This window comes from Exiguobacterium alkaliphilum 12/1, assembly GCF_000714435.1.
Taxonomy (GTDB): Bacteria; Bacillota; Bacilli; order Exiguobacteriales; family Exiguobacteriaceae; genus Exiguobacterium; species Exiguobacterium alkaliphilum.
Window position 1 is genome coordinate 39,336 of record NZ_JJMW01000013.1, and the last position, 24,184, is coordinate 63,519.

Below are 24,184 nucleotides of genomic sequence, written 5' to 3' on the forward strand. Positions count from 1 at the left end.
ACCAAATCGTGAAAGCGATTCGGTTCGTCTTTTATTATTCGTTGATGAGTCCTTCACGGACCAAGAAGTCACGGGCGACTTTCTCGGGACGTTGTTTCTCCACGTCCGCAAGGTAGTTCAGCTCTTGCATCACTTCGTCCGTGATTCTGCCGGACAGCAAGTTGAGCACGCCTTCGAGCTCGGGATGCTCGCGCAACGTGTCGCCGTTGATGAGCGGCACGGCGTAATACGGCGGGAAGAACTGTTGGTCGTCCTCGAGGACGACGAGTTCGAACCGTTTCAACAACCCGTCCGTCGAGAAGCCGTCAATCGCTTGGCTCTCACCGTTCATGAGCGCCGTATAGCGCAGGCCGCCATCGACCGGCTTCACATCTTTAAAGCGGAGCGGATATGTCTCTTTCAAGCCGAGATACCCGTCCTCGCGGTTCGAGAACTCGATTGTCGGGCCGAAGACGAGCTCGTCGCTGACGGCGGCGAGGTCCGAGATGCTCTCTAGCGCATAACGGTCCGCGTCTTCTTGTTTGACGGCGATCGCGTATGTGTTGTTGAATCCGATCGGGTCGAGCGTCTGGACGTCGAAACGTTCCTCAATCTGTGGTTTGACGCTCGCGTAGACGGCGTCGGGATCGTTGTCGACCGCTTGGTTCAACACGTCGACCGACAGGGTGCCGGTGTATTCGACGTATGTGTCAATCTCCCCGGTGCGGATGGCGCTGAACGCGACTTGCGTCCCGCCGAGGTTCAGCTGTCGGCGAACGTTCAAGTCGGTCTCTTCTTCAATCAAGTCGGCGACGATATTTCCAAGAATGAGTTGTTCGGTAAAGTTCTTCGAGCCGACGACGATCGTATCGTCTTCACGCGTGAACGCGTAAATCGAACCGCCGAGGAGAAGCGCGAACGCTGTCGCGATGACGAAGGCCGGTTTTACGACTTTCTTCGATCGGCGCGTCTTCTTCTTCATGCGGCCGTCGGCGAGGACGATGCCGTTCGGTGCGACTTTATACTCGATACGGCTGACGACGAAGTCGATCAACAAGGCGAGAAGACCAGCTGGGATGGCCCCGGCGAGAATCTGGTTGTTGTCGACAGTCTGAATCCCGGCGAAGACGAGATAGCCGAGTCCGCCAGCCCCGACGAACGCCGAGATTGTCATCAGTCCGACGGCCGTGACCGCAGAAATGCGAATACCGGCCATGATGATCGGTAAGGCGAGGGGTAACTGAATCTTACTTAAAATCTGGCGATCGGTCAGGCCGATCCCTTTGGCCGATTCGAGCGTGTCACCAGGAATGCTCGACAGTCCCGTATACGTGTTCTTCACGATCGGGAGGAGCGAGTAGAGGACGACCATGATAATCGCCGGCGTCGACCCGATGCCGATGAACGGGATTAGAAAACCGAGGAGTGCGAGACTCGGGACGGCCTGGACGACGCTCGTCAAACCGAGTACGGGCTTCGCGAGCCGCGGCGTCCGTAAAATCAAAATGCCGAGCGGGACACCGAGCAAGACCGCGAGCGAGACCGCAAAGACGGTCAACTGTAAGTGTTCGAGTAAGAGCGTCCCGATTTGGTCGGTGTTGCTCGCAAAGTAATTGAAAAATGATTGAATCGTATTCATTTCGTTTCCTCCTCTTGCATGAACTGCTCACTGAGGACGGAAAGCAAGCTGCTGCGTGTGATGAGTCCGTTTAACATCGGACCGGTGACGACGGGAAGATAGCCTTGGTCGGTCTCGTTCATGACGGCCAAAATGTCGAGGAGCGAGTCCTCGCTTGAGACGTAGGCGTAGTCTTTGTTCATGACTTCCTCGAGCCGCTTCGTCTTGTCTTGGATGCCGTGGACGTCTTTTAGTTTGATGAGCCCTTCAAGTGTCCGGTCACGGTCGGTGATGAGTAGGCTGTCGACCTTGCGCGAGCGCATAATCTCAATCGCTTGGAGCACCGTCCGTTTGCCGCTAATCGACACCGGGTCGGTGATCATGATGTCTTTCGCCTTGATGTATTCCGGGCTGTTCCAAATCCGATTTTTTCCGATGAACGATTCGACGTACGCGTCTTTCGGGTTTCGGAGAATCTGTTCCGGCGTATCGAACTGGACGATTTCTCCGTCGCGCATGATACAAATGCGATCAGCGAGCTTGATCGCCTCATCCATATCATGGGTGACGAAGACGATAGTTTTCTTCACTTCTTCTTGTAGGTTGAACAGTTCTTCTTGCAGGTCGTTTCGTGTGACAGGGTCGAGGGCGCTGAACGGTTCATCCATCAAGATGACCTCGGGGTCGTTCATGAGGGCGCGGGCGAAGCCGATGCGCTGTTGTTGACCACCGCTGAGCTCGCTCGGATAGCGGTCGATGAATTGGTCGGGGGCGAGTCCGACCATACGGAGGAGGTGCTCGGTGCGGGCGTCCATGTCCTGCTCGGCATGGCCTTCGAGACCCGCAATCAATTGGATATTCTCGCGAATCGTCATGTGCGGGAAGAGGCCGGTCTGTTGAATGACGTAGCCCATCTGGCGCCGCAGTTCAATCGGGTCCATCTTGCGGGTGTCTTGACCGTCCACGATGATCGTGCCTTCGGTCGGCTCGATCAACCGGTTGATCATTTTCAGCGAGGTCGTCTTCCCGCAACCGGAAGGTCCGATAAAGACGACGAGCTCACCTTTGTTGATCGTCAGGTTCATCTCTTTCAAAACGGTCGTCGCTTTGAACGTTTTTTTCACGTTTTTAAATTCAATCATCAACTCAACTCTTTCCTAAAATTATTTTCACATAACCTTTATGTTCCCTTGTTATGAAAATGTAAACATCTTTTTCTGAAAATAAGGTTTGAAACGACTGGAAAACGGGATAAGGTAAAGTTGACCTGCACGAAAAAAGGAGCGGCGCCCGTAGACGTCGCTCCTTTTCTCGTTAAGATTACTTCCGTTTCATCACGTTGCGTGAAATCAGTTTCTCGAGTTCGATGATGAAGAACACGGCGATACCGAAGACGAACGGGATGATCCAGTCGCTCGCGGCGATTGGCGTCGTGCCGAACGCGGTGTTCATGAACGGCACGTACGTGATGAACAGCTGGAGCACGATGAGCGCCCCTGACACGTAAAACGCGATCGGGTTCTCGAAGAACGAGCGGTTGAGGGCCGGTTCGGTCTCGACCCGGACGTTGAACAAGTGGAACATCTGAGCGATGACGATCGTGTTCAGCGTCATCGTGTGGATATATTCGACACTATAGTCACCGGCGTTCATATACAGGTTGTAGACGAGCGTCCCGCCACCGATGATGAGGGAGACGAGCAAGATCCGGAAGATATAGTACCGGCTCAGAAGCGGCGTCTTCTTCGGACGCGGCGCCCGTTTCATCGTCGACGGCTCGAGCGGCTCGAACGCGATGGCGAACGAGAGGGTGATGGCGACGACCATGTTCACCCACAAAATTTGTAGCGCCGTGAGCGGGAGCTGTGTGCCAAGGAAGATACTCATGAGGAGCACGAATCCTTGCGCCCCGTTCGTCGGCAAGATGAAGAGAATCGTCTTCTTCAAGTTGTCGTATACACGGCGACCTTCTTTGACGGCTTTGAAGATCGTGTTGAAGTTATCGTCGACAAGCACCATCTCGGCCGCTTCTTTCGATACTTCTGTCCCTTTGATTCCCATGGCAACACCGATGTCGGCGCGGCGGAGGGCAGGGGCGTCGTTGACCCCGTCACCGGTCATGGCGACGATATGGTCTTGCGTCTGGAGCGCCTTGACGAGACGCGTCTTGTTCTCGGGGCTCGTCCGGGCGAAAATGTTGTACTGCCCGACGACGTCCGCGAGTTCCTCGTCCGTCAAATCGTCAATCTCGGTCCCTTGAAGCGCGCCGGCTTCTGTCGAGATGCCGAGCTCGTTTCCGATGGCGATGGCCGTCTCTTTGTGGTCACCGGTAATCATCTTCACTTGGATACCGGCCGATTGACACTCATTGACCGCCTCGATCGCCTCGGGACGCGGTGGGTCCATGATGCCGATGAGCCCGAGGAATTCGATTCCTTCATATAAGTCGTCATGGTCAATCTTCTCTTTTGATGTGTTGAAAGTGCGTTTGGCGACACCGATGACACGTTGCCCTTTTTTAGCGAGGTCGGTCATCTTCTCTTCCCACATCTCTGTCGGGAAGTTCGAGTCACTCGCCTCGGCCATCGAGAACAAGCGGTCCGGTGCACCTTTCAAGTACATGACGTGCGCTTCGTCACGTGGCGAGAGTGTCGCCATATATTTATGCGCCGAGTCGAACGGGATCTTCGAGATGACGCGGAGCGGTCGAATCGACTCTTCTGCTTTCTCTCCGAGCGTGAGCAAACAGCCTTCCGTCGGGTCGCCCGTAATCATCCATTGCTTCGACTCTTCGTCGAAGAACAAGTCTGAATCGTTACACGTCACACCGGCAAGGAGAATCTCATTGAGAATCTCGTCTTGCTTGTTCGAGTAGACGTCGTTTTCAAATTCAATGCGACCTTCCGGCGCGTAACCCGAACCGGTCACACGGAGCGTGCGGTCAGCGAGTTGGATGTTCTGAGCCGTCATCTCGTTTTTCGTCAACGTCCCGGTCTTATCGGAACAGATGACCGATACGGCACCGAGCGTCTCGACGGACGGCAAGTTTTTGACGATCGCCTTATTGTCTGCCATCTGGCGGACGCCGAGGGCGAGAATGATGGAAATGATCGCCGGTAGTCCTTCCGGAATGACGGCGACGGCGAGACCGATGACCGCGAGCAACAGCTCGGCCGTCTCATAGTCACGCAAGAAGTAGCCGAAGATGAAGGCGAACACGGCGACGCCGGCGATGACACTCGCGACGGTCTTCCCGAAGCGTTGCGTCTGCTGGATGAGCGGTGTTTGCACTTTCTCGACTTCGGCGATGGACGCGTTGATTTTACCGAGTTCGGTCTTCGAACCGGTCGCGATGACGATTCCGCTACCTGTACCGGCAGCGACCGACGTCCCGGAGAACGCCAAGTTCGTCCGGTCACCGAGACCGATTTTCTCTTCGAGCGGGTCGAGCGTCTTGTCGACGGTGATCGCTTCACCTGTCAAGGCCGACTCCTCGACTTTCATGTTCTCCGCCGTGATGAGGCGAAGGTCGACCGGGATTTTGTCACCCGGTTTCAAATAAACGATGTCACCTGGGACGAGGTACTCGGCCTCGATTTCCTTGCGCTTGCCGTCACGACGGACAAGGGCGGACGGGGACAACATGTTCTTAATCCCTTCGAGTGCCTGCTCAGCCTTGTTCTCTTGCAGGTAACCGATAATCCCGATGATGAGGACGACGAGCGCGATGACGATCGTGTCGTACCAATAGCCGAGTACGGCCGTAATCACGGCGGCGGCCAACAGGACGTAAATGAGGACGTCATTGAACTGTCGTACGAATTTCAGCCACTTCGGGTCTTTCTTTGGCTCGGGAAGGACGTTCTTCCCGTGTTGTTCGATTCGTTCTTTCGCTGTCTCCTCACGTAACCCTTGATCGATATCGGTATCGAGATGGTCCTCGGTCTCGTGAATCGATAGCGTATGCCACTGCCTCTCTTCCATTTGAAAACCCCTTTCTCTGTTTACACATTTCGACAGACTGGTAGAACCGTCTATATTTAATTCTTACCCCATGTGAAAAAGTGTGTAAACTTTAATTCCATGTGAAATCATCGGAATTGTGAAGTATGTGTGAATCCGAGAAGGGGAATGTATGGGACGACAAAAAAAGAGGAGAGCGTGGGCTCTTCTCCTTTACGTATTCGGTAACGCCTCCGCCAATAAATCGGCTAAATGGACGGCCCGCATCGAGTCGGTCCCGTGTTCTTGGATGCCGAGTTGCATCTGCAGATGACAGCCCGGGTTCGAGGTCACAATCGTCTGGGCGGCCGTGTCCCGGACGTGGCCCATCTTCATCTCGAGGATGTCGTTCGCGATGATAGGTTGGAGTAAGTTGTACACGCCAGCCGAGCCGCAACAGTGATCGGCGTGGCGCTGTTCGACGTACGTCGTCCCTTGAATCGCTTGGAGTAAAAGTCGCGGGGCGAGCGCGCCTTGTTGCACGTTTCGGAGATGGCACGAGTCTTGATACGTGATGACTTGCTTCGGCAACGTGAGTGTGACCCGGTCGAGGAAGCCGACCTCAATCAAAATCGAGGCGAAGTCTTTCACTTTCGCCTTGAAACGCTCGGCGCGCGCGAGCCAGGCGGGATCTTGTTTCAACAGATGGTCGTAACCGAGCAGGAACGCCCCACACCCGCCCGCGTTCGTGATGACGTAATCGACGTCGAGTGCTTCGAACGCCTCGATGTTTTGTTTCGCGAGTCGGACGGCCCCGGCTTGTTCGCCGGCGTGTCCGTGCAGGGCACCGCAACATTGTTGGGTGTCCGGGATGACGATGTCACAGCCCGCTGCCTGGAGCAACTTCATCGTGTTCGCATTCGTCTCGTAGAACATCGTGTCCATCAGACATCCGCTGAAGAAGGCGACCCGGGCCGTCGGTTGACCCGTCGCCTTCAGTCGTTCCGGACGACGACGTCGTTCCGTCTTCGGTGGGACCGGTGGCAAAATCGCCTCCATCTTTTGGAGCTGGTCCGGGAACCAGTCGAGGATGTGCAGTTTCCGCGTGAGCGTCTGCACACCGGACTGTTGATAAAAACGAAGGAAGCCTGTCGCCGTCTCCATGTTCGCCTTGTTCATGAACAAGCCGTCGAACACGACCTTGCGGATGACGCGCTCCCGGATGTCCATTTGGCCCGTCGCCCGTTTGTGCTCGGTGATGGCGGCCCGCGCATCTTCTAACAAGACGCTATAACGGACCCCGGCCGGACAAGCCGGTTCGCAGGCGAGACAGCCGAGACATTCGTTGAGCGTCTTCTCGACGCCAGCGTCGGGTTCGATCAAGCCATCGACGACGCCTTTCATGATGGCGATGCGGCCGCGCGGGGAGGCCGTCTCGTCTTTCGAGCGGATATACGTCGGGCACGTCGGGAGACAGAAGCCGCAGCGCATGCAGCCGAGCAGTTCCTCGTAATCGAGCTTGTCGGTCATGCGCGTCGTGAGTTGTTCAGACTGTCTCATACGCCGCCTCCTTGCACGAGCCGTTTTTTCGCTGCCTTCGCGAACATCTTTTGCGGGTTCATGATGCCGTGCGGGTCAAAGGCGAGCTTTATCCCTTTCATGACACCGATGCCGGCCGCGCCTAGTTTCCATTCGAGATATGGCGCCTTCATCGCCCCGACGCCATGCTCGCCTGTGATTGTCCCGCCGAGGTCGAGCGCGGCAGCGAAGATGTCCGCGAACGCGGCTTCGACACGCTCCATCTCTTCAAGATCCCGGGCGTCGGTCGCGACGGTCGGGTGCAGGTTGCCGTCACCGGCGTGACCAAACGTGGCAATCTCGATTTCATACTTTCGGCCGATCGCTTCGATGCGCCGGACCATCTCCGCGATCTCGCTCCGGGGCACGGTCGCATCCTCTAAAATCGTCGTCGGGCGAAGGCGGGCGAGTGCGGACAACGCCGTCCGTCTCGCATAACGGAGCGTCTCCGCGTGGAGCTCGTCTCGGGCGACTTCGACGAGTGAGGCCCCTTCGGCGAGACAGATGGCGTGCATCGCCTCGATATCGCGGCGCACGATCTCCTTCGGGCCGTCCTGTTCCAATAGAAGCAAGGCACCGACATCGGTCGGTAATCCGATGTTCGCGTACGCCTCGACGACCTCGATCGTCTTCTTGTCCATGAACTCGAGCGTCGCCGGGATGATGCGGCTCTCGATGATGCGGCTCACCGTCCGCGCCGCCCCGTCCAAGTCGCTGAAATGGGCGAGCATCGTCCGCTTCGTCTCAGGGAGCGGGATGAGTTTGAGTGTCGCCTTTGTGATGACGGCGAGCGTCCCTTCAGATCCGACGAGGAGGCGCGTCAAGTCGTAGCCGGCGACGTCTTTCGCGAGTTTCCCACCCGTTTTGAGAAGCTCGCCGTTCGGGAGCACCGCTTCGAGGGCGAGTACGTAGTCGGCGGTCACTCCGTACTTTAGACCGCGCAAGCCCCCGGAGTTCTCGCTAATGTTGCCGCCAATCGTCGAGATCTTCATCGAGCTCGGATCGGGCGGATAGAACAGTCCCCTCGCCTCGACCGCTTCGATGAGATGACCGGTGATACAACCCGGTTCGACCGTGACGGTCAAGTTTTTCTCGTCAATCTCGAGGATTTGGTCCATATGACGGAAATCCATGACGAGTCCGCCGGCGAGCGGTGTCGTCCCGCCGGCCAAGTTCGTCGCCGAACCCCGGGGGATGACCGGGACGCGATGCGTATGGCACAGTCGCAGGACGGTTTGGACGTCTTCCGTCGAACGCGGGGCGACGACGGCGTCGGGCATGGCTTGATAGTTCGGGGTCGCATCGAACGAATAGGCGAGCCGGGTCGTCGCGTCCGTGAAGACAATCTCGTCGCCGAGCTCGGTCTGTAAGTGGTTAATCCATTCCATTATGTATACCTCCTGACATGCCTCTAAGAGCGAGGATGCGGGCGCCGGTTCCGAAAGTCACAAAATCGACACAATTTTAGAGAGCGCTTACACGGTAATCGTAGCGATTTGAATTGGGATTGTCCACCTATTCTACGTTGATGGGAGGGGATTTCCAGCCTTTTTGTCGTCGGAAATTCGACTGTGACATTCCTCACGACAAATTCGGGCGAACCCCTCGACAGCGGAAAAAGGGTATCGGTATACTAAAACAGGACGTTGTAAACGATTTCAAAATCGGGTCAACTTCCGTTTCAAAACCTTTTGTGAACGTGGGTCGTTTGCCGTTGTGTTTTCCAAAACGTGGAGGTATAACTGAACTATTCTTCATCTTGTTCGTTTTGTGAAATGTTATCAATTCAACATTTTTATTTCACCATTTCTTCATACTTTTTTAAAATTTATCGATTTTAATTTAGTTTGTGAAGTGCGTAAAAGCCTTGATACGACTTGATTTAAAGCGCTTTTATAATTGTGAAATTCATTGACTTCTTATGCCATTTCCATTACTCTGAACTTGTGTGACTTTTGATGGTCACGCGAGTGTGAATCGACAAGATGAAGGACGAGCTTCCTAGAGAGAAAGGGGAGAATAGGATGGCGAAAAAAGACAATCGTTACCTATCCTACGCCTCGCTCGCCTCGCAAATCTCGACCGCGCTTGCAGGACCGATCGTCATCGGTTATCTCGTCGGCCAATACGGAGCGAGACGTGAATTCTGGGGTACGTTTGGTTGGAATGTGTCGGTGCTTCTCGGCATGGCGTTCGGGATCACGGCGCTTGTTCTCACCCTTCGAAGTTTATTGACAGGAGAGGACGAATGAATCTACAACAAGTGCAAGCAGACAGAAAAGCACAGAAAGAGCTGATGAAGCGTTACACGAAGTGGTTTATCGGATGGTTCGCCATTCTCCTCCTCGGTGCATTCATCATCCCTGTGTACAAACCGGTCTTTCTCGGGTTGTTTCTAGGCGGGGTCGCCAGTCTCATCATTCTACATATGCAGAATCGAAGCGTCATACGGATGTTTGACGTCATCGAACATGGACGACGCCCGAAATCGCACGGGACTGTTTCAAGAATGGCAGTCGGTGCGTTAGCCGTGATAGTCGGCCTCTTCTACGAGGATCGAGTATCGCTGATTGCGGTGGTAACTGGTCTAATCGCCGGCCACATCATACAATTTGGCGAGTTCACACTTGCCCAGCTCAGCAGGAAAAGAGGTGAATACTAATGGGTCATGAGTTTCCCACCTATTCTCTACAACTTGGAGATTACACGCTTTATGGGAGCTGGACGAACGTCATTACGGTGCTGATCGCTTCACTGCTCGTCTTCACGTTCGCCGTCTGGGGAACACGACGCTTGGCAATGAAGCCGACTGGCAAACAGAACTTCATGGAGTTCTTTGCAGAATTCGTACGCGGGGTCATCTCGAGTGCGATGGACTGGAAGACAGGGGGACGCTTTATCTCGTTCGGGATGACATTGATTTTGTTCATTCTATTCTCAAACTTGATGGGTCTACCGTTTAACGTCATCTCCGGCCACTACTTATGGTTTAACTCGCCGACAGCCGACCCGTATGTCACATTGGCGTTGTCGACACTCGTCGTTGCAATGTCGCACTACTACGGCGTGAAGCTGCACGGGTTGAAGCACTATTCGGCAGAGTTCGTCAAACCGGTCTGGTTCTTATTGCCGATCAAGCTTATCGAGGAGTTCGCGAACACCTTGACGCTCGGTCTGCGTCTTTACGGTAACATCTTTGCCGGTGAAATCATGATTACCATCATCTTGGGACTCGCAATTACGGCGCAAGGGGCACTAAATCCGCTCGGTGCTGTGTTCGCAATCTTCCCAATGATTTTATGGCAAGGTTTCTCAATCTTTATCGGGGTTATCCAATCCTACATTTTCCTGACGCTTGCAATGGTGTACATCGGGCACAAGGCTTCAGCCGAGCATTGATTCGCCTTCGTCAAAGCGTTGAACACAAAAAACTATTTACTTAACTTTTAGGAGGAATATACACAATGGAACAAATGAATCTTCTTGCAACAGCACTCGTTATCGGTCTTGGAGCACTCGCAGCAGGTATCGGTAACGGTCTCATCGTATACGGTACAGTACAAGGACAAGCACGTCAGCCAGAACTCAAAAACGAACTTCGTCAAACAATGTTCATCGGTATCGGTTTGGTTGAGGCCCTCCCGATCATCGGTGTGGCTGTCGGTTTCCTTCTCCTCAACTCTTGATTCCGAGTTAACGAGAAAATTGGAAGAGGGAGCACGTCTCCCTCACTTATTTAGTCAAGAGGAGGGTATGCATGGATACGATGATGATTGCAGCTGGTGCTGGCGGTGAAGGCCTCCGCATCCTGGATATGATCTTTACACTTTTCACATTCCTCGTACTCTTGGCCCTGTTGAAGAAATTTGCTTGGGGACCACTCCTTGGAATGATGAGACAGCGTGAAGAGTATGTAGCGAACGAAATTGAGCTCGCTGAAAAGAGCCGCAAAGATGCGGAAACTTATGTCGTCGAACAACGTGAAGCGCTCAGCGCGGCACGTACGGAATCGAAAGAAATGCTCGATTCAAGTCGTCGTCAGGCTGAAGCAGAACAAGCACGCTTGGTGGAGCAGGCGCGTTTGGAAGCCGAACAAATTAAAGTCGAGGCTGAGAAAGCGATCGAGCGCGAGCGTGAGCTTGCGAAACAATCGCTTCAGACGGAAGTCGTCACACAGGCGCTTTCGGCAGCACGCCACGTCCTTCGTACGGACCTTAAAGGGGACGAAGCGAAACAACGTGCCCTCGTCACAGACTTCCTGTCAAAAGCGAAAGGTGCTAACTAATGAACGCATCTCTAGCAAAACGCTATGCTAAAGCGCTCTTCGACTTAGCGCGGGAACAAGGCACGCTCGACCAAGTCGAAGCGGAAGTGCGTCTGCTCGATGAAGTGCTCCACGCGACACCTGAATTGATGGATCTCTTAACGAATCCGGCAATCAGCGACAGCGAGCTTGCACAGCTTTTGAAAGATAGCTTTGGTGATATGACGACAATCGTCGTGAACACACTTCTCGTCATGGTCGAGAACGACCGTGCGAGCGAAGTTCGCGCGTTGCCGCGTTACGTCCGCGAATATGCGAACGAGTTCCGCGGTATTGCAGAGGGGTTCGTCACGAGCGCCTATCCATTGTCGGCAACGGACTTAAAAGAAGTCGAACTCGTCTTCGGTCAGAAGGTGGGCAAGACGCTTCAATTACAGAATGTCGTCGACGAAGAGGTCATCGGTGGACTCCGCGTCCAAATCGGTTACACGACGTACGATGACACAATCGAAACCAAACTGACACGCCTCGAGCGTGAACTGTTGAATGCGTAAGAAATAGGGGTGAATTCAATGACGATCAAAGCTGAAGAAATTAGCGCCCTGCTAAAAGAGCGAATCGCTTCGTACGGCTCTGAAATCGAAGTCAGTGAGACAGGTACAGTCATTCAAGTAGGTGACGGGATCGCACGTGCACACGGACTCGATAACGTTATGGCCGGGGAACTCGTTGAGTTCTCAAACGGCGTAATGGGCTTGGCGCAAAACTTAGAAGAAGGTAACGTCGGGATTATCATCCTTGGCGACTATAAAGGCATCAAAGAAGGCGACTCGGTTAAACGTACGGGCCGCATCATGGAAGTACCGGTCGGTGAGGCGCTCCTCGGACGCGTCGTCAACCCGCTCGGACAACCGATCGACGGTCTCGGACCGATCGTGACGGACAATTACAACCCGATCGAGCGCAAAGCTTACGGCGTTATGGCCCGTAAGTCGGTTCACGAACCGCTCCAAACTGGGATTAAGGCGATTGACGCCCTCGTACCAATCGGTCGCGGACAGCGTGAGCTCATCATCGGTGACCGTCAGACTGGTAAGACTTCGGTCGCGATCGATGCGATCATCAACCAAAAAGAAGAGAACATGATTTGTATTTACGTCGCGATCGGTCAGAAAGAATCGACTGTCCGTGGCGTAGTTGAGACGCTCCGTCAAAACGGCGCCCTCGATTACACGATCGTCGTTTCGGCATCGGCTTCACAGCCGGCCCCGCTTCTTTACCTCGCGCCGTTTGCTGGGGTATCGATGGGTGAGTACTTCATGGACCGCGGACAACACGTCCTCGTCGTGTATGATGACCTCTCGAAACAAGCGGCAGCTTACCGTGAGCTCTCGCTTCTTCTCCGTCGTCCTCCAGGCCGCGAAGCCTACCCAGGTGACGTCTTCTACCTCCACTCACGCCTTCTTGAGCGTGCGGCGAAGTTGAACGACGAACTCGGTGGCGGTTCGCTTACAGCCCTTCCGTTCATCGAGACGCAAGCGTCGGATATCTCGGCGTACATCCCGACGAACGTTATCTCGATCACAGACGGTCAAATCTTCCTTCAGTCGGACCTCTTCTTCTCTGGGGTACGTCCTGCGATTAACGCCGGTCTCTCGGTATCGCGTGTTGGTGGTTCGGCTCAAGTGAAAGCGATGAAGAAGGTTGCGGGTACGCTCCGTCTTGACCTCGCGTCATACCGTGAGCTCGAGGCGTTCGCCCAGTTCGGTTCTGACCTTGATAAAGCGACACAAGCGAAGCTCAACCGTGGTCAACGTACCGTTGAAGTGTTGAAGCAAGACTTGAACGCACCGCTCTCGGTCGACAAACAAGTCATCATCATCTACGCGCTCACGAAAGGTCATCTCGATGACATCCCAGTCGAAGACATCCGTCGTTTCGAAAAAGAAATGAACGCATGGCTCGACCAAAACCGTGCAGACCTCTGCCGCGAAATCCGTCAAACAGGAAACCTTCCTGCTGACGAGGCGATGGTCGATGCAATTGCGGAATTCAAAAAGACGTTCTCGCCATCGGTTTAATCCGGTGACGAGCGTCTATTAAGGTGGTGAATCGAAATGGCATCATTACGTGAGATCCAGATGCGGATCACCTCGACCCAAAGCACAAAGCAAATCACGAAAGCGATGAACATGGTGTCGGCCTCGAAATTGAACCGTGCTCAAGGGAGCAACGCCAACTTCAAGCCGTACATGACCAAGTTGCAGGAAGTCATCTCGTCGATTGCCGGCGGTACTTCAGGTGCAACACACCCGATGCTTCAAGTCCGTCCCGTCAAACGGACCGGCTATATCGTCATCACGTCTGACCGCGGACTAGCTGGTGGATACAACGCCAGCGTCCTTCGTGACGTGTATCGCGAATTGAAGGCAAAACACGATTCAACGGACGAGTATCGTCTGTATGTGATTGGGAAGGTCGGCGTTCAGTTCTTCAAGGCACGGAACATTCCGGTGTACAGTGCGATGACAGGACTAAACGACCAGCCATCATTCATTGAAGTCGCAGAGATCGTCAAGCAGACGGTCGGCGCGTTCAGTGACGGCGAGATTGATGAATTGAAGCTTTGCTACAACTCATTCATCTCTGTTATCAGCCAAGAAGTGAAAATCGATCGACTGCTCCCGCTTGGGAATATCGAACAGACCGCATCGAATGTGATGTATGAATATGAACCAGAAGAAGAAACGATCTTAGCAGCGCTCCTCCCGCGTTATGCGGAAGGACTCATCTACGGCGCGCTCCTCGATGCGAAAGTATCGGAGCACGCGGCGCGGATGACGGCGATGTCGAACGCGACGGACAACGCGGATGAACTCATCCGTGGACTCAAGCTCAAGTTCAACCGCGCGCGTCAAGCGGCGATCACACAAGAAATCACAGAGATTGTCGGAGGTGCGGCAGCGCTTGAATAAGCGCTCGCCCTCTAGATTGTAGGAGGCTAACACGATGAACGAATACGGCATGAAAGGCCGCGTAGTCGCAGTCATGGGCCCAGTTATCGACGTTAAGTTCGACAACCACTTACCAAACATCTACAACGCCCTTAAAGTCACGCACGTGGCGACATCGGCGGAAGATGTAAGTGTCGACTTGACGCTCGAGGTGGCGATTCACCTCGGTGATGACACGGTCCGTACGATTGCGATGGACTCGACGGACGGCGTTCGCCGCGGCATGGAAGTACTTGACTTAGGTTCACCGATTTCGGTACCGGTAGGGGAAGAGACGCTCGGTCGTGTCTTCAACGTTCTCGGTAACCCGATTGACGATAAAGAAGTATCCCCGACAGTGCGTCGTTCACCGATTCACCGTCAAGCACCGACGTTCGACGAGTTGTCGACGAAGGTTGAAATTCTCGAGACAGGTATCAAAGTCGTCGATTTGCTCGCCCCTTACATCAAAGGTGGTAAGATCGGTCTCTTCGGTGGTGCCGGTGTAGGGAAAACCGTCCTCATCCAGGAACTCATCAACAACATCGCGCAAGAGCACAGCGGGATTTCTGTATTCGCAGGAGTCGGTGAGCGTACGCGTGAAGGAAATGACTTGTTCCACGAGATGACGGACTCAGGCGTTATCAAACAAACAGCGATGGTATTCGGTCAGATGAACGAACCACCTGGCGCACGTCTCCGTGTTGCCTTGACGGGTCTTACGATGGCAGAATACTTCCGTGACGAGCAAGGACAAGACGTTCTTCTCTTCGTCGATAACATCTTCCGCTTCACACAGGCAGGTTCGGAAGTATCGGCCCTTCTCGGCCGGATGCCATCTGCCGTAGGTTACCAGCCGACACTCGCGACGGAAATGGGTATGCTTCAAGAGCGAATCACGTCGACAGCGAAAGGATCGGTCACGTCGATTCAAGCGGTCTACGTACCAGCCGATGACTATACAGACCCGGCTCCAGCGACAACGTTCGCTCACCTTGATGCGACGACAAACCTTGAGCGCCGTCTCTCGGAGATGGGGATTTACCCGGCCGTTGACCCGCTCGCTTCGACTTCACGTGCCCTTTCACCTGACATCGTCGGGCAAGAGCACTACGAAATCGCGCGTGACGTGCAGCAGACGCTCCAACGTTACAAAGAACTCCAAGACATCATCGCCATCCTCGGGATGGACGAGTTGTCAGAAGACGATAAGCTCACGGTTCACCGTGCCCGTCGGATTCAGTTCTTCTTGTCACAAAACTTCCACGTGGCTGAGCAGTTCACAGGCCAAAAAGGTTCGTACGTACCGGTCAAAGAGACTGTGCGCGGCTTCAAAGAGATCCTCGATGGAAAACACGATGATCTCCCGGAAGATGCATTCCGTCTCGTCGGTCCAATCGAAGACGTCATCGAAAAAGCGAAGACGTTGGTCTAAGACCTACGCGGAAGGGGGAAACTAGACGATGAATACTCTTCACGTCAACGTCGTCACCCCGGATGGCGCAGCTTACGAGGGCGAGGCGCGGATGGTGATCGCCAAATCGGTGACCGGTGAAATCGGTATCTTACCGAAACACATCCCGATGGTGACTCCGCTCGACATCTCGATCCTCAAACTGCGCCACGAAGATGGTGGACGCACGCTGATCGCACTCAGCGGCGGTTTCATGGAAGTTCGTCCCGATACGGTGACGATCTTAGCTGAAACAGCCGAAATGGCGGACAAAATCGACTATGACCGTGCTTCTGCGGCAAAAGTTCGGGCCGAGCGTCGTCTTCAAGACACGAAAATCTCGGAAATCGAATTCCGCCGTGCGGAGCTCGCGCTCAAAAAGGCGATCAACCGCTTGAGCATTCGCGATATGAAAGACTGATTGCTTAACCTTCTCACTTCGGTGGGGAGGTTTTTTTGTCGTGTTCCTTCATTATAATAGGTCTAAAGTCTCGACGGGATTTGGGAAAAGCAGTAAACAAGCGGACGGCTCATGCCGATAATAAAGACGGGACTAAACAAAAGGAGAGCAAAGGGATGAAAGTTTACGTTGCGCGACAACCGATCTTTGATCAGAAATTACGCGTCTGCGGTTATGAACTGTTGTACCGCCGCAGCGAGAAGAATATATTCGAACACGTCGACGACGCGTTAGCGACCGCCGACGTGATTCATAACGCCTACCTCGTCTTCAACTTTCGGGAGTTGACCGAGGGGACGCGGGCGTTCATCAACTTCCCGCAAAACTTGATTGAAGGCGAAGTGCCGGCCTTATTGCCGCGCCAGTCGCTCGTCGTCGAAGTGCTCGAACACGTCGAACCGACCGAGAAAGTGCTCGCCGCACTGCGCTCCCTCCGCCGAAAGGGCTACACGATCGCGCTCGACGACTTCGTGTTCGAGGAGAAGTACCGGCCCTTGATCGGTCTCGCTGACATCATCAAAATCGATTATCAGGCGACGCCCGTCGAGCAACAGAAGCGGCTCATCGACGCCCTCGGCCATCGCGTCGAATTTTTAGCCGAGAAAATCGAGACGCCGCTCGAGTACGAGACGGCGAAGCAGCTCGGCTATAAGATGTTTCAAGGCTACTTCTTCAGCAAGCCGACCGTCGTCCATGGCGCCGAGGTGCACCCGCTCCGGCACACGCTCGTCGAAGTGTTGAAGGAACTTGACTGTCCCGAGCCGAATTTCCGTCGGATTGCCGGTTTGATTGAGCGAAGCGTCGATTTGTCATACAAGATGCTGCGTTCGGTCAACACGGTATACCAGAAAGGACGGCACACGATTCAGTCGATTGAACAGGCCGTCGCCCGCATCGGTCTCGATGAGTTGCGGCGCTGGTCGTACTTGATGCTCTTACGGGAGATGCAGACGTCTGAGTCGAAAGAATTGATTAAACAAAGCGTCATCCGCGGGAAGATGATGGAGTTGATCGCGGCCGATTCGACGCCTGAGGTGAAACCGTTCGATGCGTTCATCACGGGCATCTTCTCATCGCTCGACGTCATCTTGGACGAGACGATGACGTCTCTCGTATCGGAACTCCCGGTCGAACCGGTCGTCAAAGAGGCGCTCCTCGGGAAACGGAACGCGCTCCGTGGGTTGCTCGAGGCGGTGACGGCGTATGAACATTTGACGGTGCCGGTCGATGAGTCGGCGCCGGACTGGTCGCCTTACTATATCCAGGCGATTCGCTGGGCCCAAACGTTCGACGAAAAAAGTGAATAATGTTTGAAATATCGAAGGGACGTCAATTACTGTAGTAAGGCTACACGCCGATGACGTCCCTTTTTGTATGCGGTTTAAATGAGAAAGCGAGCTGATTCAATGAAACGAACCGAATCGTCCCGTTGAGGCTAAGTCTTTTTTTCTCTGTCGCGACATGCTATGATTAAAAATGGTACGAATTTTTGAAAAGAGGGGAATCGTCGATGCTAAACACCGTATTATCGCTCGTCATTTATATCGTAGCGATTTACGTCGCGTGGTGGGCACTCATGCCAGTCAAATGGGACAAAGTGCTCAATCAAGTGAGGAGCCCGCAGGCAGCCGTCTTGCGCGTTCTCGTGGCCGTCGTCTTCGGTTCACTCATCGCCCAGTTCTTTTTGGAGTATATCCGATTGGCCCAGGCACTCGCACCATTACAGTGATGTTTAAAACCATTAACAAACTGTAATCCTGCTGTAACGATTCCTATATGTTTATCGTGTAGGATAAACTCGTCTGACATGCCGTTTTTCATCAGATTATTTTATTGCTATTATTCTTGATTCAAACCTGATGAAGGACGTCACGTTTCACAAACCATCATAGCAATCGACATAACCACATCCGGAAGTTGCGGATATCGACGTATAGAACACAAAATTAACGAAGTTGGAGGACAAAGAGAGATATGAAGGATTTGATTGTAGTCCGTGGAGGACGTAAATTGTCAGGTACTGTGCGTGTAGAAGGAGCAAAAAACGCCGTACTCAAAACATTGGTTGCCACTCTATTGGCGAGCGAAGGAAAATCGGTACTTCAAAACGTACCACGTCTCGCCGACGTATACACGATTAACAAAGTACTACGCCACCTCGGTGCAGAGGTCGCATTCGATGAAGCGAACAACGAAGTCACAGTCGACGCCTCGGGCACAATCAAAGACGAGGCACCACTCGAGTACGTTCGCAAGATGCGTGCCTCGATCCTCGTCATGGGTCCTCTTCTCGCTCGTCTCGGTCACGCGCGCGTCGCGATGCCGGGCGGTTGCTCGATCGGGTCACGTCCGATCGACCTCCACTTGAAAGGGTTCGAAGCGATGGGTGCGAAGACGGTCATCGGCAACGGTTTCGTCGAAGCGTCAGTCGACGGTCGCTTGAAAGGCGCGAAGATTTACCTCGACTTCCCATCTGTCGGCGCGACAGAGAACATCATGATGGCGGCGGTCCTCGCTGAAGGCACGACGGTCATCGAGAACGTCGCGAAAGAGCCGGAAATCGTCGACCTCGCGAACTTCTTGAACGGTATGGGCGCACACGTCCGCGGTGCCGGTACAGAGACGATTCGCATCGAAGGCGTGGAGAAGCTCCACGGTGCCGAGCACTCGATCATCCCGGACCGCATCGAAGCGGGCACGTTCCTCGTCGCAGGCGCCATCACAGGCGGCGACATCGAAGTCATCGGGGCAGAGCGTGAGCACCTTCGCCCGCTCATCTCGAAGATGGAAGAGATGGGTGTTCAGTTCGAAGACACAGCGGAAGGCATGCGCGTCATCGCGCCGGACGAGTTGAAGCCGGTCGATGTGAAGACGATGCCACACCCTGGTTTCCCGACTGACATCCAAGCACAAATGATGGCGCTCGTTTTAAAAGCTGGCGGCACATCAGTCATTACGGAAACGGTGTTTGAAAACCGCTTCATGCACGTGGAAGAGTTCCGCCGCATGAACGCAGACATACAAAATCGAAGGACGTTCCGCAATCATCAAAGGTGGCGTTCGCCTCCAAGGTGCCGAAGTCGTCTCAACAGACCTTCGCGCCGGTGCAGCACTCGTGCTTGCAGGCCTCATTGCCGACGAGGAGACTCGTGTCGGCGACTTATATCATATCGACCGTGGCTACGTCGACTTCCACAAGAAACTTCAAGCACTCGGTGCCGACATCGAGCGCATCGAAGGGACAGTCGAAGTCGCTGAAGAAATGGTCAACAACTAATTAATAGACTCATAGGAGCGAGGAGATTCTTCTCGCTCTTTTCAATGAAGTAATGAACGGAGGAACCTATACATCATGTTTTCAAAAGATATCGGGATTGATTTAGGAACAGCAAACGTCGTCATCCACGTCAAAGGCCGCGGCATCGTCCTTGACGAGCCATCAGTCGTCGCCATCAAACGCTCGACGGGGAAAGTTCTCGCCGTCGGCACAGAAGCGTACGAGATGGTCGGTCGTACACCAGGTGACATCGTCGCCATCCGTCCACTCCGTGACGGCGTCATCGCCGATTTCGCGACAACGGAAGAAATGCTCCGTCACTTCGTCGAAAAGATTCAAGTACGCGGTTTCTTCGGTGGGATTCGCATGCTCATCTGTACGCCGGCGAACGTGACGCCGGTCGAAGCGAAAGCGATTCGGGAAGCCGCTGAAAAAGCGGGCGCCAAAGAAGTGTTCCTCGCCGTAGAACCGAAAGCGGCAGCCGTCGGTTCGGGCATGGACATTTGGAAGCCGGTCGGCCACATGATCGTCGACATCGGTGGCGGGACGACGGACGTCGCGATTCTGTCGATGGGTGACATCGTTTGCGGTGAGACAATCAAAATCGCCGGTGATCGTTTTGATACGGATATCCTCCGTGCCATCAAAGACAAGCACAAACTCATCATCGGGGAACGGACGGCCGAGCAGATCAAGAAAGAGATCGCGACCGTCTTCCCAGGTGGACGCAACGAGACGATGGACATCCGTGGACGCGACATGGTACGTGGATTGCCGCGTACGGTGACGATCACGTCAGAAGAACTCCGTGAGGCGATGGCCGAATCGGCAAACGAAATCGTCGAGGCGACGAAGCGCGTCCTCGAACAGACGCCGCCGGAACTCGCGGCCGACATCATCGATCGCGGCATCATCATGACAGGGGGCGGCTCGCTCCTGCACGGCATCGATCAGCTCGTCGCCGAGCGTGTCGGATTGCCGGTCATGATCGCCGAAGAGCCGACGCTCAGCGTCGCACACGGCACGGGCATCATGCTCGAACATTTGGATCGTTTGAAGTAAACCGTAACCTGATTCACGCCTCTGCGCGCGAATCAGGTTTTTCATTTCCTGGGAAAATGTCTGATACACTAGATTTATCAAAAGGAGAGAGGGGAATCGTCATGGCACCGATTTGTGAATGAATGAGGGATCTAAAATCAGAACGAATCGGAGGAACATCATGCGACCACTCACATTAATCACCGGTGTCAGCCGCGACAAAGGCATCGGCGCGGCAATCGCCAGAAAGCTTGCGAAAGAAGGACACGACCTCTATCTCACGCACTGGACCCCGTTTGACGGGACGGACGGGGTCGGGGCAGAGCCAGATTTCATTCATCAGTTTGTCGATGAGTTACAGACCTTAGGCGCACGTGTGGCCCATGAGGCGTACGATTTGGCGTCAGGTGACGCAGAAGGGTTGCTCGACCGGATCGAGGCTACACTCGGTGTGCCGAGTCGTCTCATCAACAATGCGACGTTCGAGCGCCACGTAAACGTCGACTCATTTACGACCGAGACGCTGCGCGCGCACTACCTCGTCAACAATGAGGGGACGCTCGGGCTCACGTTCGCCTTCATCGAGCGATATAAACGAGCCGGGCTAAACGACGGACGAATCTTGTTCATGGTGTCGGGTGGACCGGACGCGAACAATCTCGCCTACATCGCGACGAAAGGGGCGCTCATCGCCATCACACCGGCACTCGCGAACGGGACCGGGCGCTACGGGATCTCGGTGAACGCCCTCGACCCGGGACCGACCGACTCGGGCTGGATTGATGACACGTTACACGATCATCTCGTCCCGTTCTTCCCGCACGGACGCGTCGGTACGCCGGAAGATACGGCCCGCTTCGTCGCGTTCTTGATGGGACCGGACGGGGCGTGGGTCAACGGTCAACATTTGCACGTCGACGGGGGCTTTACCGGACGATGAAAAAGCGCTTCTCCAGATGCATTGGAGAAGCGCCTTTTCAGTGCCACGTATAGTCTTTGTCGACGAAGAGGCGACCGGCCACCTCTTCTTTTGGCATCGGTTTCGGGTCGGCATCGAGCCATGCGTAGTAATCACATGTGCACGCCTCATCGAGACGGAGCGAGTACCCGTTGTTAATCGTTTGGACCGAGATGCTCAAGTTGTAATCGGCGAGCGTCTTCTTCAAGCGATAGACGAGATTGTAGACGTTATGGAGCGCGCGCTGCGGCTCGTCAATCTCTGGGTAGAGTGTCTCAGCGATGAGCCATTTGTTGACGACCTTATCACGATGATAAATCAAGTAAGCGAACAACTCTTCGGTCTTTTGCGTCGGCCACTTGACGAGGTCGCCGTCCTGCGTGTTGACGGAGAAATGGTCGAGGCACTGAATCGTGCACGTCCGGTGCCGCTCTGAATGTAAAATCGACTCATACCGCTTCATGACGCGCGGCATCAACGCATGAATCTGATCTTCCGTGATCGGCTTCAACAAATAATGCGTCGCCTGTAATTCGAACGCCTCGACCGCATACTGGCTATGCGCCGTCGTGAAGACGACTTGTGTCGTCTTCGGCAACTGTTTCGCAAGTTCGACACCAGACATATGCGGCATCTCGATATCGAGAAACACAAGGTCGACGTCTTGGTTGTTTAAAAAAGTGAGGGCTTCTTTCGGGTCGTGGAACGAGCCCATCCATTTCAAGTTCGGCTCCGTTTGGACGATGCGTTCCATCATCCGCAATAAGTGCTGTTCATCTTCAATCAAGATCGTGCGCATTCGGGACGTTCATCCTTTCTCGTTTCGGAAGGCGGATAAGGACGTTCGTGCCGACTCCGACTTCCGATTGTAGTGTGAATGTGGCATTCGGTACATAGGCGATGCGATTGCGGACGTTCGGGATGCCAATCCCGCTCGTCGGCATGGCCGTTCGTTTCGGGTCGAAGCCGACACCGTTGTCGGCGATGCGGACCTCAATCGCCGATCCGAGGTCTTGTACCGCTAACATGAGCCGTTTGTTGCCACCTTTTCTCATCAGACCGTGTCGTAGCGCATTCTCGACGAGCGGCTGGATGAGGAGCGGTGGTACTTCCACGTTGAATAGACTGTCATCGATGTCTTTGATGATGGTGAAGGCATCGTTGAATCGGGTCTGCTCGATGGACAGATACGAGTCGATCATCTCGAGTTCTTGCCCGAGTGTGATGTTCGAATCGGTCCGACCGTTCTCGAAGATGAAGCGGACGTATGTGCTCAAGTGGCTGAGCAGTCGTGCCGCCTCGTTCGGGGCCGTATAACAGAGCGCGATGACGTTCCCGAACGTGTTATAGAGAAAATGCGGTTTGATTTGCGCGTTGAAGAACGAGATTTCGCTCTGAGCGGCGAACGTCTGGACTTCTTGCTTTTGCCGCTTGTCGGTCGACAAGTGTACCGGCAACAACGTGAACATGAGCACGAAATAAATGAGCGATAAGATGCTCGTGTACGTGTCTTGGTTCGGATGTGGGATCAGAATATTGATCGTCTGTCCGATGTACCCGATAATCATCGCCAACGTGAAGATGAGGAACTCGAGCGGGTAGCCCGTCGATTTGCGCTCGAACAGCCAATTGATGTTGAGGCCGGTCCAAAAGAAGGCGATGAACAAGACGTAAATCCAGGCGGCGTAGTCGAACCAGCCATGCACCGCGTATGGGATGATGATGGCGACAGCACTTAAGACGTAGAGCGGGTATGTGGCGAGCCGCAAGAACCGTTCGTACGGGACACGTTCGAGCCGGATGGCGAACTCGATGAGCATACAGACGCTGAGCAAGACGGCGATGAGGCTGACTTTATGGGCGACGACATAAGCCATCACCGGGATGAATTCAAACACGATTTGGTCGCGGGTCAACAGTGACAAAGCGATCAAGAAAAAGAACCCCGCCCCGTATAAATAAATCGATTCTTTCCGGTGGAAGACAGAAACGATGGCGTAAAACAGGAAGATCAAGCAGGCGATCAACACGTTCACGAAGTCGTAGCTGAACAGTTCATTTTGCAGCGTCAGCATGTTGTTGACTGGACCGATTAACAGACTGTCCTCAAGCCCGGTCGGTCGGCCGGTTGATCCGCTTACTTGCATCGTCAGGCGGAAGTCGGATGAATGTGGGTCGAGCAGGACTAAATACGCCTGTCTGTCTCCTTGTTTGACGGAAGAATAGACAGGATCTGCCGGTTCGCCATCGATGAGGATACGGACGTGTGGATGGTTCTGTGGGACACGGAGTGCATATTGTCCGGGAGGTAACGCAACATCGACCTCATACGTCGCGGTGGCGTGGGGCGTGACATGGGGGACGTTACGATAAGATTGTCGGTCGACGGCGTCAAGCAGACTCGATTGGAAACGCCACGTTCCGTCGAGCCGGGTGATGTGTTCTGTCACTTGCGATTCGGTCAAATCGGCCGAACCCCGGGTGACGGTGGCCGTGCTGTCAATCGTCTGGCCGCGCGTGAGCACTAATCCGCTCGTGATGGCGACGAGAATGATGACGAGCATCAGCCCAATATGTTTACGGGTCATGGGCACATTCCCTTCAGACTTGTGAGTTTCTTG

Annotated in this window: 21 protein-coding genes and 1 pseudogene; 15 read left to right on the forward strand and 7 right to left on the reverse strand. The window is 54.2% G+C overall.

The genetic code is table 11. From position 1 onward, the window contains the following. Window positions 1-34 precede the first annotated feature (34 nt). The 5 genes from RT52_RS01065 to RT52_RS01085 form a co-directional block, all read right to left on the reverse strand. Window positions 35-1,618 carry an ABC transporter permease/substrate-binding protein gene (locus tag RT52_RS01065; RefSeq protein WP_034814512.1) on the reverse strand — a complete coding sequence of 528 codons (1,584 nt, stop codon included), beginning with the start codon at window positions 1,616-1,618 and terminating at the stop codon, window positions 35-37. Continuing rightward, window positions 1,615-2,739, reverse strand: coding sequence for an ABC transporter ATP-binding protein (locus tag RT52_RS01070; protein ID WP_034814514.1), 1,125 nt, complete (start codon window positions 2,737-2,739; stop codon window positions 1,615-1,617). Before RT52_RS01070 ends, RT52_RS01065 begins: the two co-directional genes overlap by 4 nt. 178 nt (window positions 2,740-2,917) lie before the next feature. Then, window positions 2,918-5,581 carry a cation-transporting P-type ATPase gene (locus RT52_RS01075; protein ID WP_034814516.1) on the reverse strand — a complete coding sequence of 888 codons (2,664 nt, stop codon included), beginning with the start codon at window positions 5,579-5,581 and terminating at the stop codon, window positions 2,918-2,920. 192 nt (window positions 5,582-5,773) lie between these two features. Further along, window positions 5,774-7,099 carry a (Fe-S)-binding protein gene (locus RT52_RS01080; RefSeq protein WP_051690229.1) on the reverse strand — a complete coding sequence of 442 codons (1,326 nt, stop codon included), beginning with the start codon at window positions 7,097-7,099 and terminating at the stop codon, window positions 5,774-5,776. Then, window positions 7,096-8,505 carry an FAD-binding oxidoreductase gene (locus tag RT52_RS01085; RefSeq protein WP_034814518.1) on the reverse strand — a complete coding sequence of 470 codons (1,410 nt, stop codon included), beginning with the start codon at window positions 8,503-8,505 and terminating at the stop codon, window positions 7,096-7,098. The genes RT52_RS01080 and RT52_RS01085 overlap by 4 nt, the downstream gene beginning before the upstream one ends. 636 nt (window positions 8,506-9,141) lie before the next feature. On the opposite strand from RT52_RS01085, the gene RT52_RS01090 reads away from it, so the two are divergent. The 15 genes and pseudogenes from RT52_RS01090 (at window position 9,142) to RT52_RS01160 (ending at window position 21,545) form a co-directional block, all read left to right on the forward strand. Beyond that, complete coding sequence (locus RT52_RS01090; protein ID WP_034807360.1) at window positions 9,142-9,369, forward strand: membrane protein; 228 nt, start codon at window positions 9,142-9,144, stop codon at window positions 9,367-9,369. Then, the gene (locus tag RT52_RS01095) at window positions 9,366-9,779 is read left to right on the forward strand and encodes an ATP synthase subunit I (protein ID WP_051690230.1); all 414 of its coding nucleotides are present in this window, start codon (window positions 9,366-9,368) and stop codon (window positions 9,777-9,779) included. The genes RT52_RS01090 and RT52_RS01095 overlap by 4 nt, the downstream gene beginning before the upstream one ends. Further along, window positions 9,779-10,516 (forward strand): F0F1 ATP synthase subunit A, encoded by a 738-nt coding sequence (gene atpB / locus RT52_RS01100; protein ID WP_034814520.1) that lies wholly within the window; start codon window positions 9,779-9,781, stop codon window positions 10,514-10,516. The genes RT52_RS01095 and atpB overlap by 1 nt, the downstream gene beginning before the upstream one ends. Window positions 10,517-10,590: 74 nt before the next feature. After that, on the forward strand, window positions 10,591-10,803 hold the full coding sequence (gene atpE, locus RT52_RS01105; protein ID WP_024370837.1) for a F0F1 ATP synthase subunit C: 213 nt from the start codon (window positions 10,591-10,593) through the stop codon (window positions 10,801-10,803). A 71-nt stretch (window positions 10,804-10,874) separates the two neighbouring features. Continuing rightward, window positions 10,875-11,402, forward strand: coding sequence for a F0F1 ATP synthase subunit B (gene atpF, locus RT52_RS01110; RefSeq protein WP_034807356.1), 528 nt, complete (start codon window positions 10,875-10,877; stop codon window positions 11,400-11,402). Continuing rightward, on the forward strand, window positions 11,402-11,935 hold the full coding sequence (locus RT52_RS01115; RefSeq protein WP_034807354.1) for a F0F1 ATP synthase subunit delta: 534 nt from the start codon (window positions 11,402-11,404) through the stop codon (window positions 11,933-11,935). The genes atpF and RT52_RS01115 overlap by 1 nt, the downstream gene beginning before the upstream one ends. 18 nt (window positions 11,936-11,953) lie before the next feature. Then, on the forward strand, window positions 11,954-13,462 hold the full coding sequence (gene atpA, locus RT52_RS01120) for a F0F1 ATP synthase subunit alpha (protein WP_034814522.1): 1,509 nt from the start codon (window positions 11,954-11,956) through the stop codon (window positions 13,460-13,462). Between the two features lie 36 nt (window positions 13,463-13,498). Then, window positions 13,499-14,356 carry an ATP synthase F1 subunit gamma gene (gene atpG / locus RT52_RS01125; protein ID WP_034807350.1) on the forward strand — a complete coding sequence of 286 codons (858 nt, stop codon included), beginning with the start codon at window positions 13,499-13,501 and terminating at the stop codon, window positions 14,354-14,356. 34 nt (window positions 14,357-14,390) lie between these two features. Beyond that, the gene (atpD, locus tag RT52_RS01130; protein WP_034814524.1) at window positions 14,391-15,809 is read left to right on the forward strand and encodes a F0F1 ATP synthase subunit beta; all 1,419 of its coding nucleotides are present in this window, start codon (window positions 14,391-14,393) and stop codon (window positions 15,807-15,809) included. Between the two features lie 28 nt (window positions 15,810-15,837). Next, a complete protein-coding gene (locus RT52_RS01135; protein ID WP_034807345.1) occupies window positions 15,838-16,248 on the forward strand; it encodes a F0F1 ATP synthase subunit epsilon in 411 nt (136 codons plus the stop codon). A gap of 155 nt (window positions 16,249-16,403) precedes the next feature. Continuing rightward, complete coding sequence (locus tag RT52_RS01140) at window positions 16,404-17,594, forward strand: EAL and HDOD domain-containing protein (protein ID WP_034814526.1); 1,191 nt, start codon at window positions 16,404-16,406, stop codon at window positions 17,592-17,594. 203 nt (window positions 17,595-17,797) lie between these two features. Continuing rightward, entirely contained in the window at window positions 17,798-18,016 is a 219-nt protein-coding gene (locus RT52_RS01145) for a DUF1146 family protein (RefSeq protein ID WP_034807340.1), read from the forward strand. 245 nt (window positions 18,017-18,261) lie between these two features. Further along, window positions 18,262-19,564: pseudogene (murA, locus tag RT52_RS01150) on the forward strand (UDP-N-acetylglucosamine 1-carboxyvinyltransferase). A gap of 75 nt (window positions 19,565-19,639) precedes the next feature. After that, entirely contained in the window at window positions 19,640-20,626 is a 987-nt protein-coding gene (gene mreB / locus RT52_RS01155; RefSeq protein WP_034807334.1) for a rod shape-determining protein, read from the forward strand. 160 nt (window positions 20,627-20,786) lie between these two features. Next, entirely contained in the window at window positions 20,787-21,545 is a 759-nt protein-coding gene (locus tag RT52_RS01160; RefSeq protein WP_034814527.1) for an SDR family oxidoreductase, read from the forward strand. A 37-nt stretch (window positions 21,546-21,582) separates the two neighbouring features. Here RT52_RS01160 and RT52_RS01165 read toward each other — a convergent pair whose 3' ends face one another. Both RT52_RS01165 and RT52_RS01170 read right to left on the reverse strand, forming a co-directional pair. After that, a complete protein-coding gene (locus RT52_RS01165; protein ID WP_034814529.1) occupies window positions 21,583-22,362 on the reverse strand; it encodes a response regulator in 780 nt (259 codons plus the stop codon). Next, a complete protein-coding gene (locus tag RT52_RS01170; RefSeq protein WP_034814531.1) occupies window positions 22,343-24,151 on the reverse strand; it encodes a sensor histidine kinase in 1,809 nt (602 codons plus the stop codon). The genes RT52_RS01165 and RT52_RS01170 overlap by 20 nt, the downstream gene beginning before the upstream one ends. Between the last annotated feature and the right edge of the window lie 33 nt (window positions 24,152-24,184).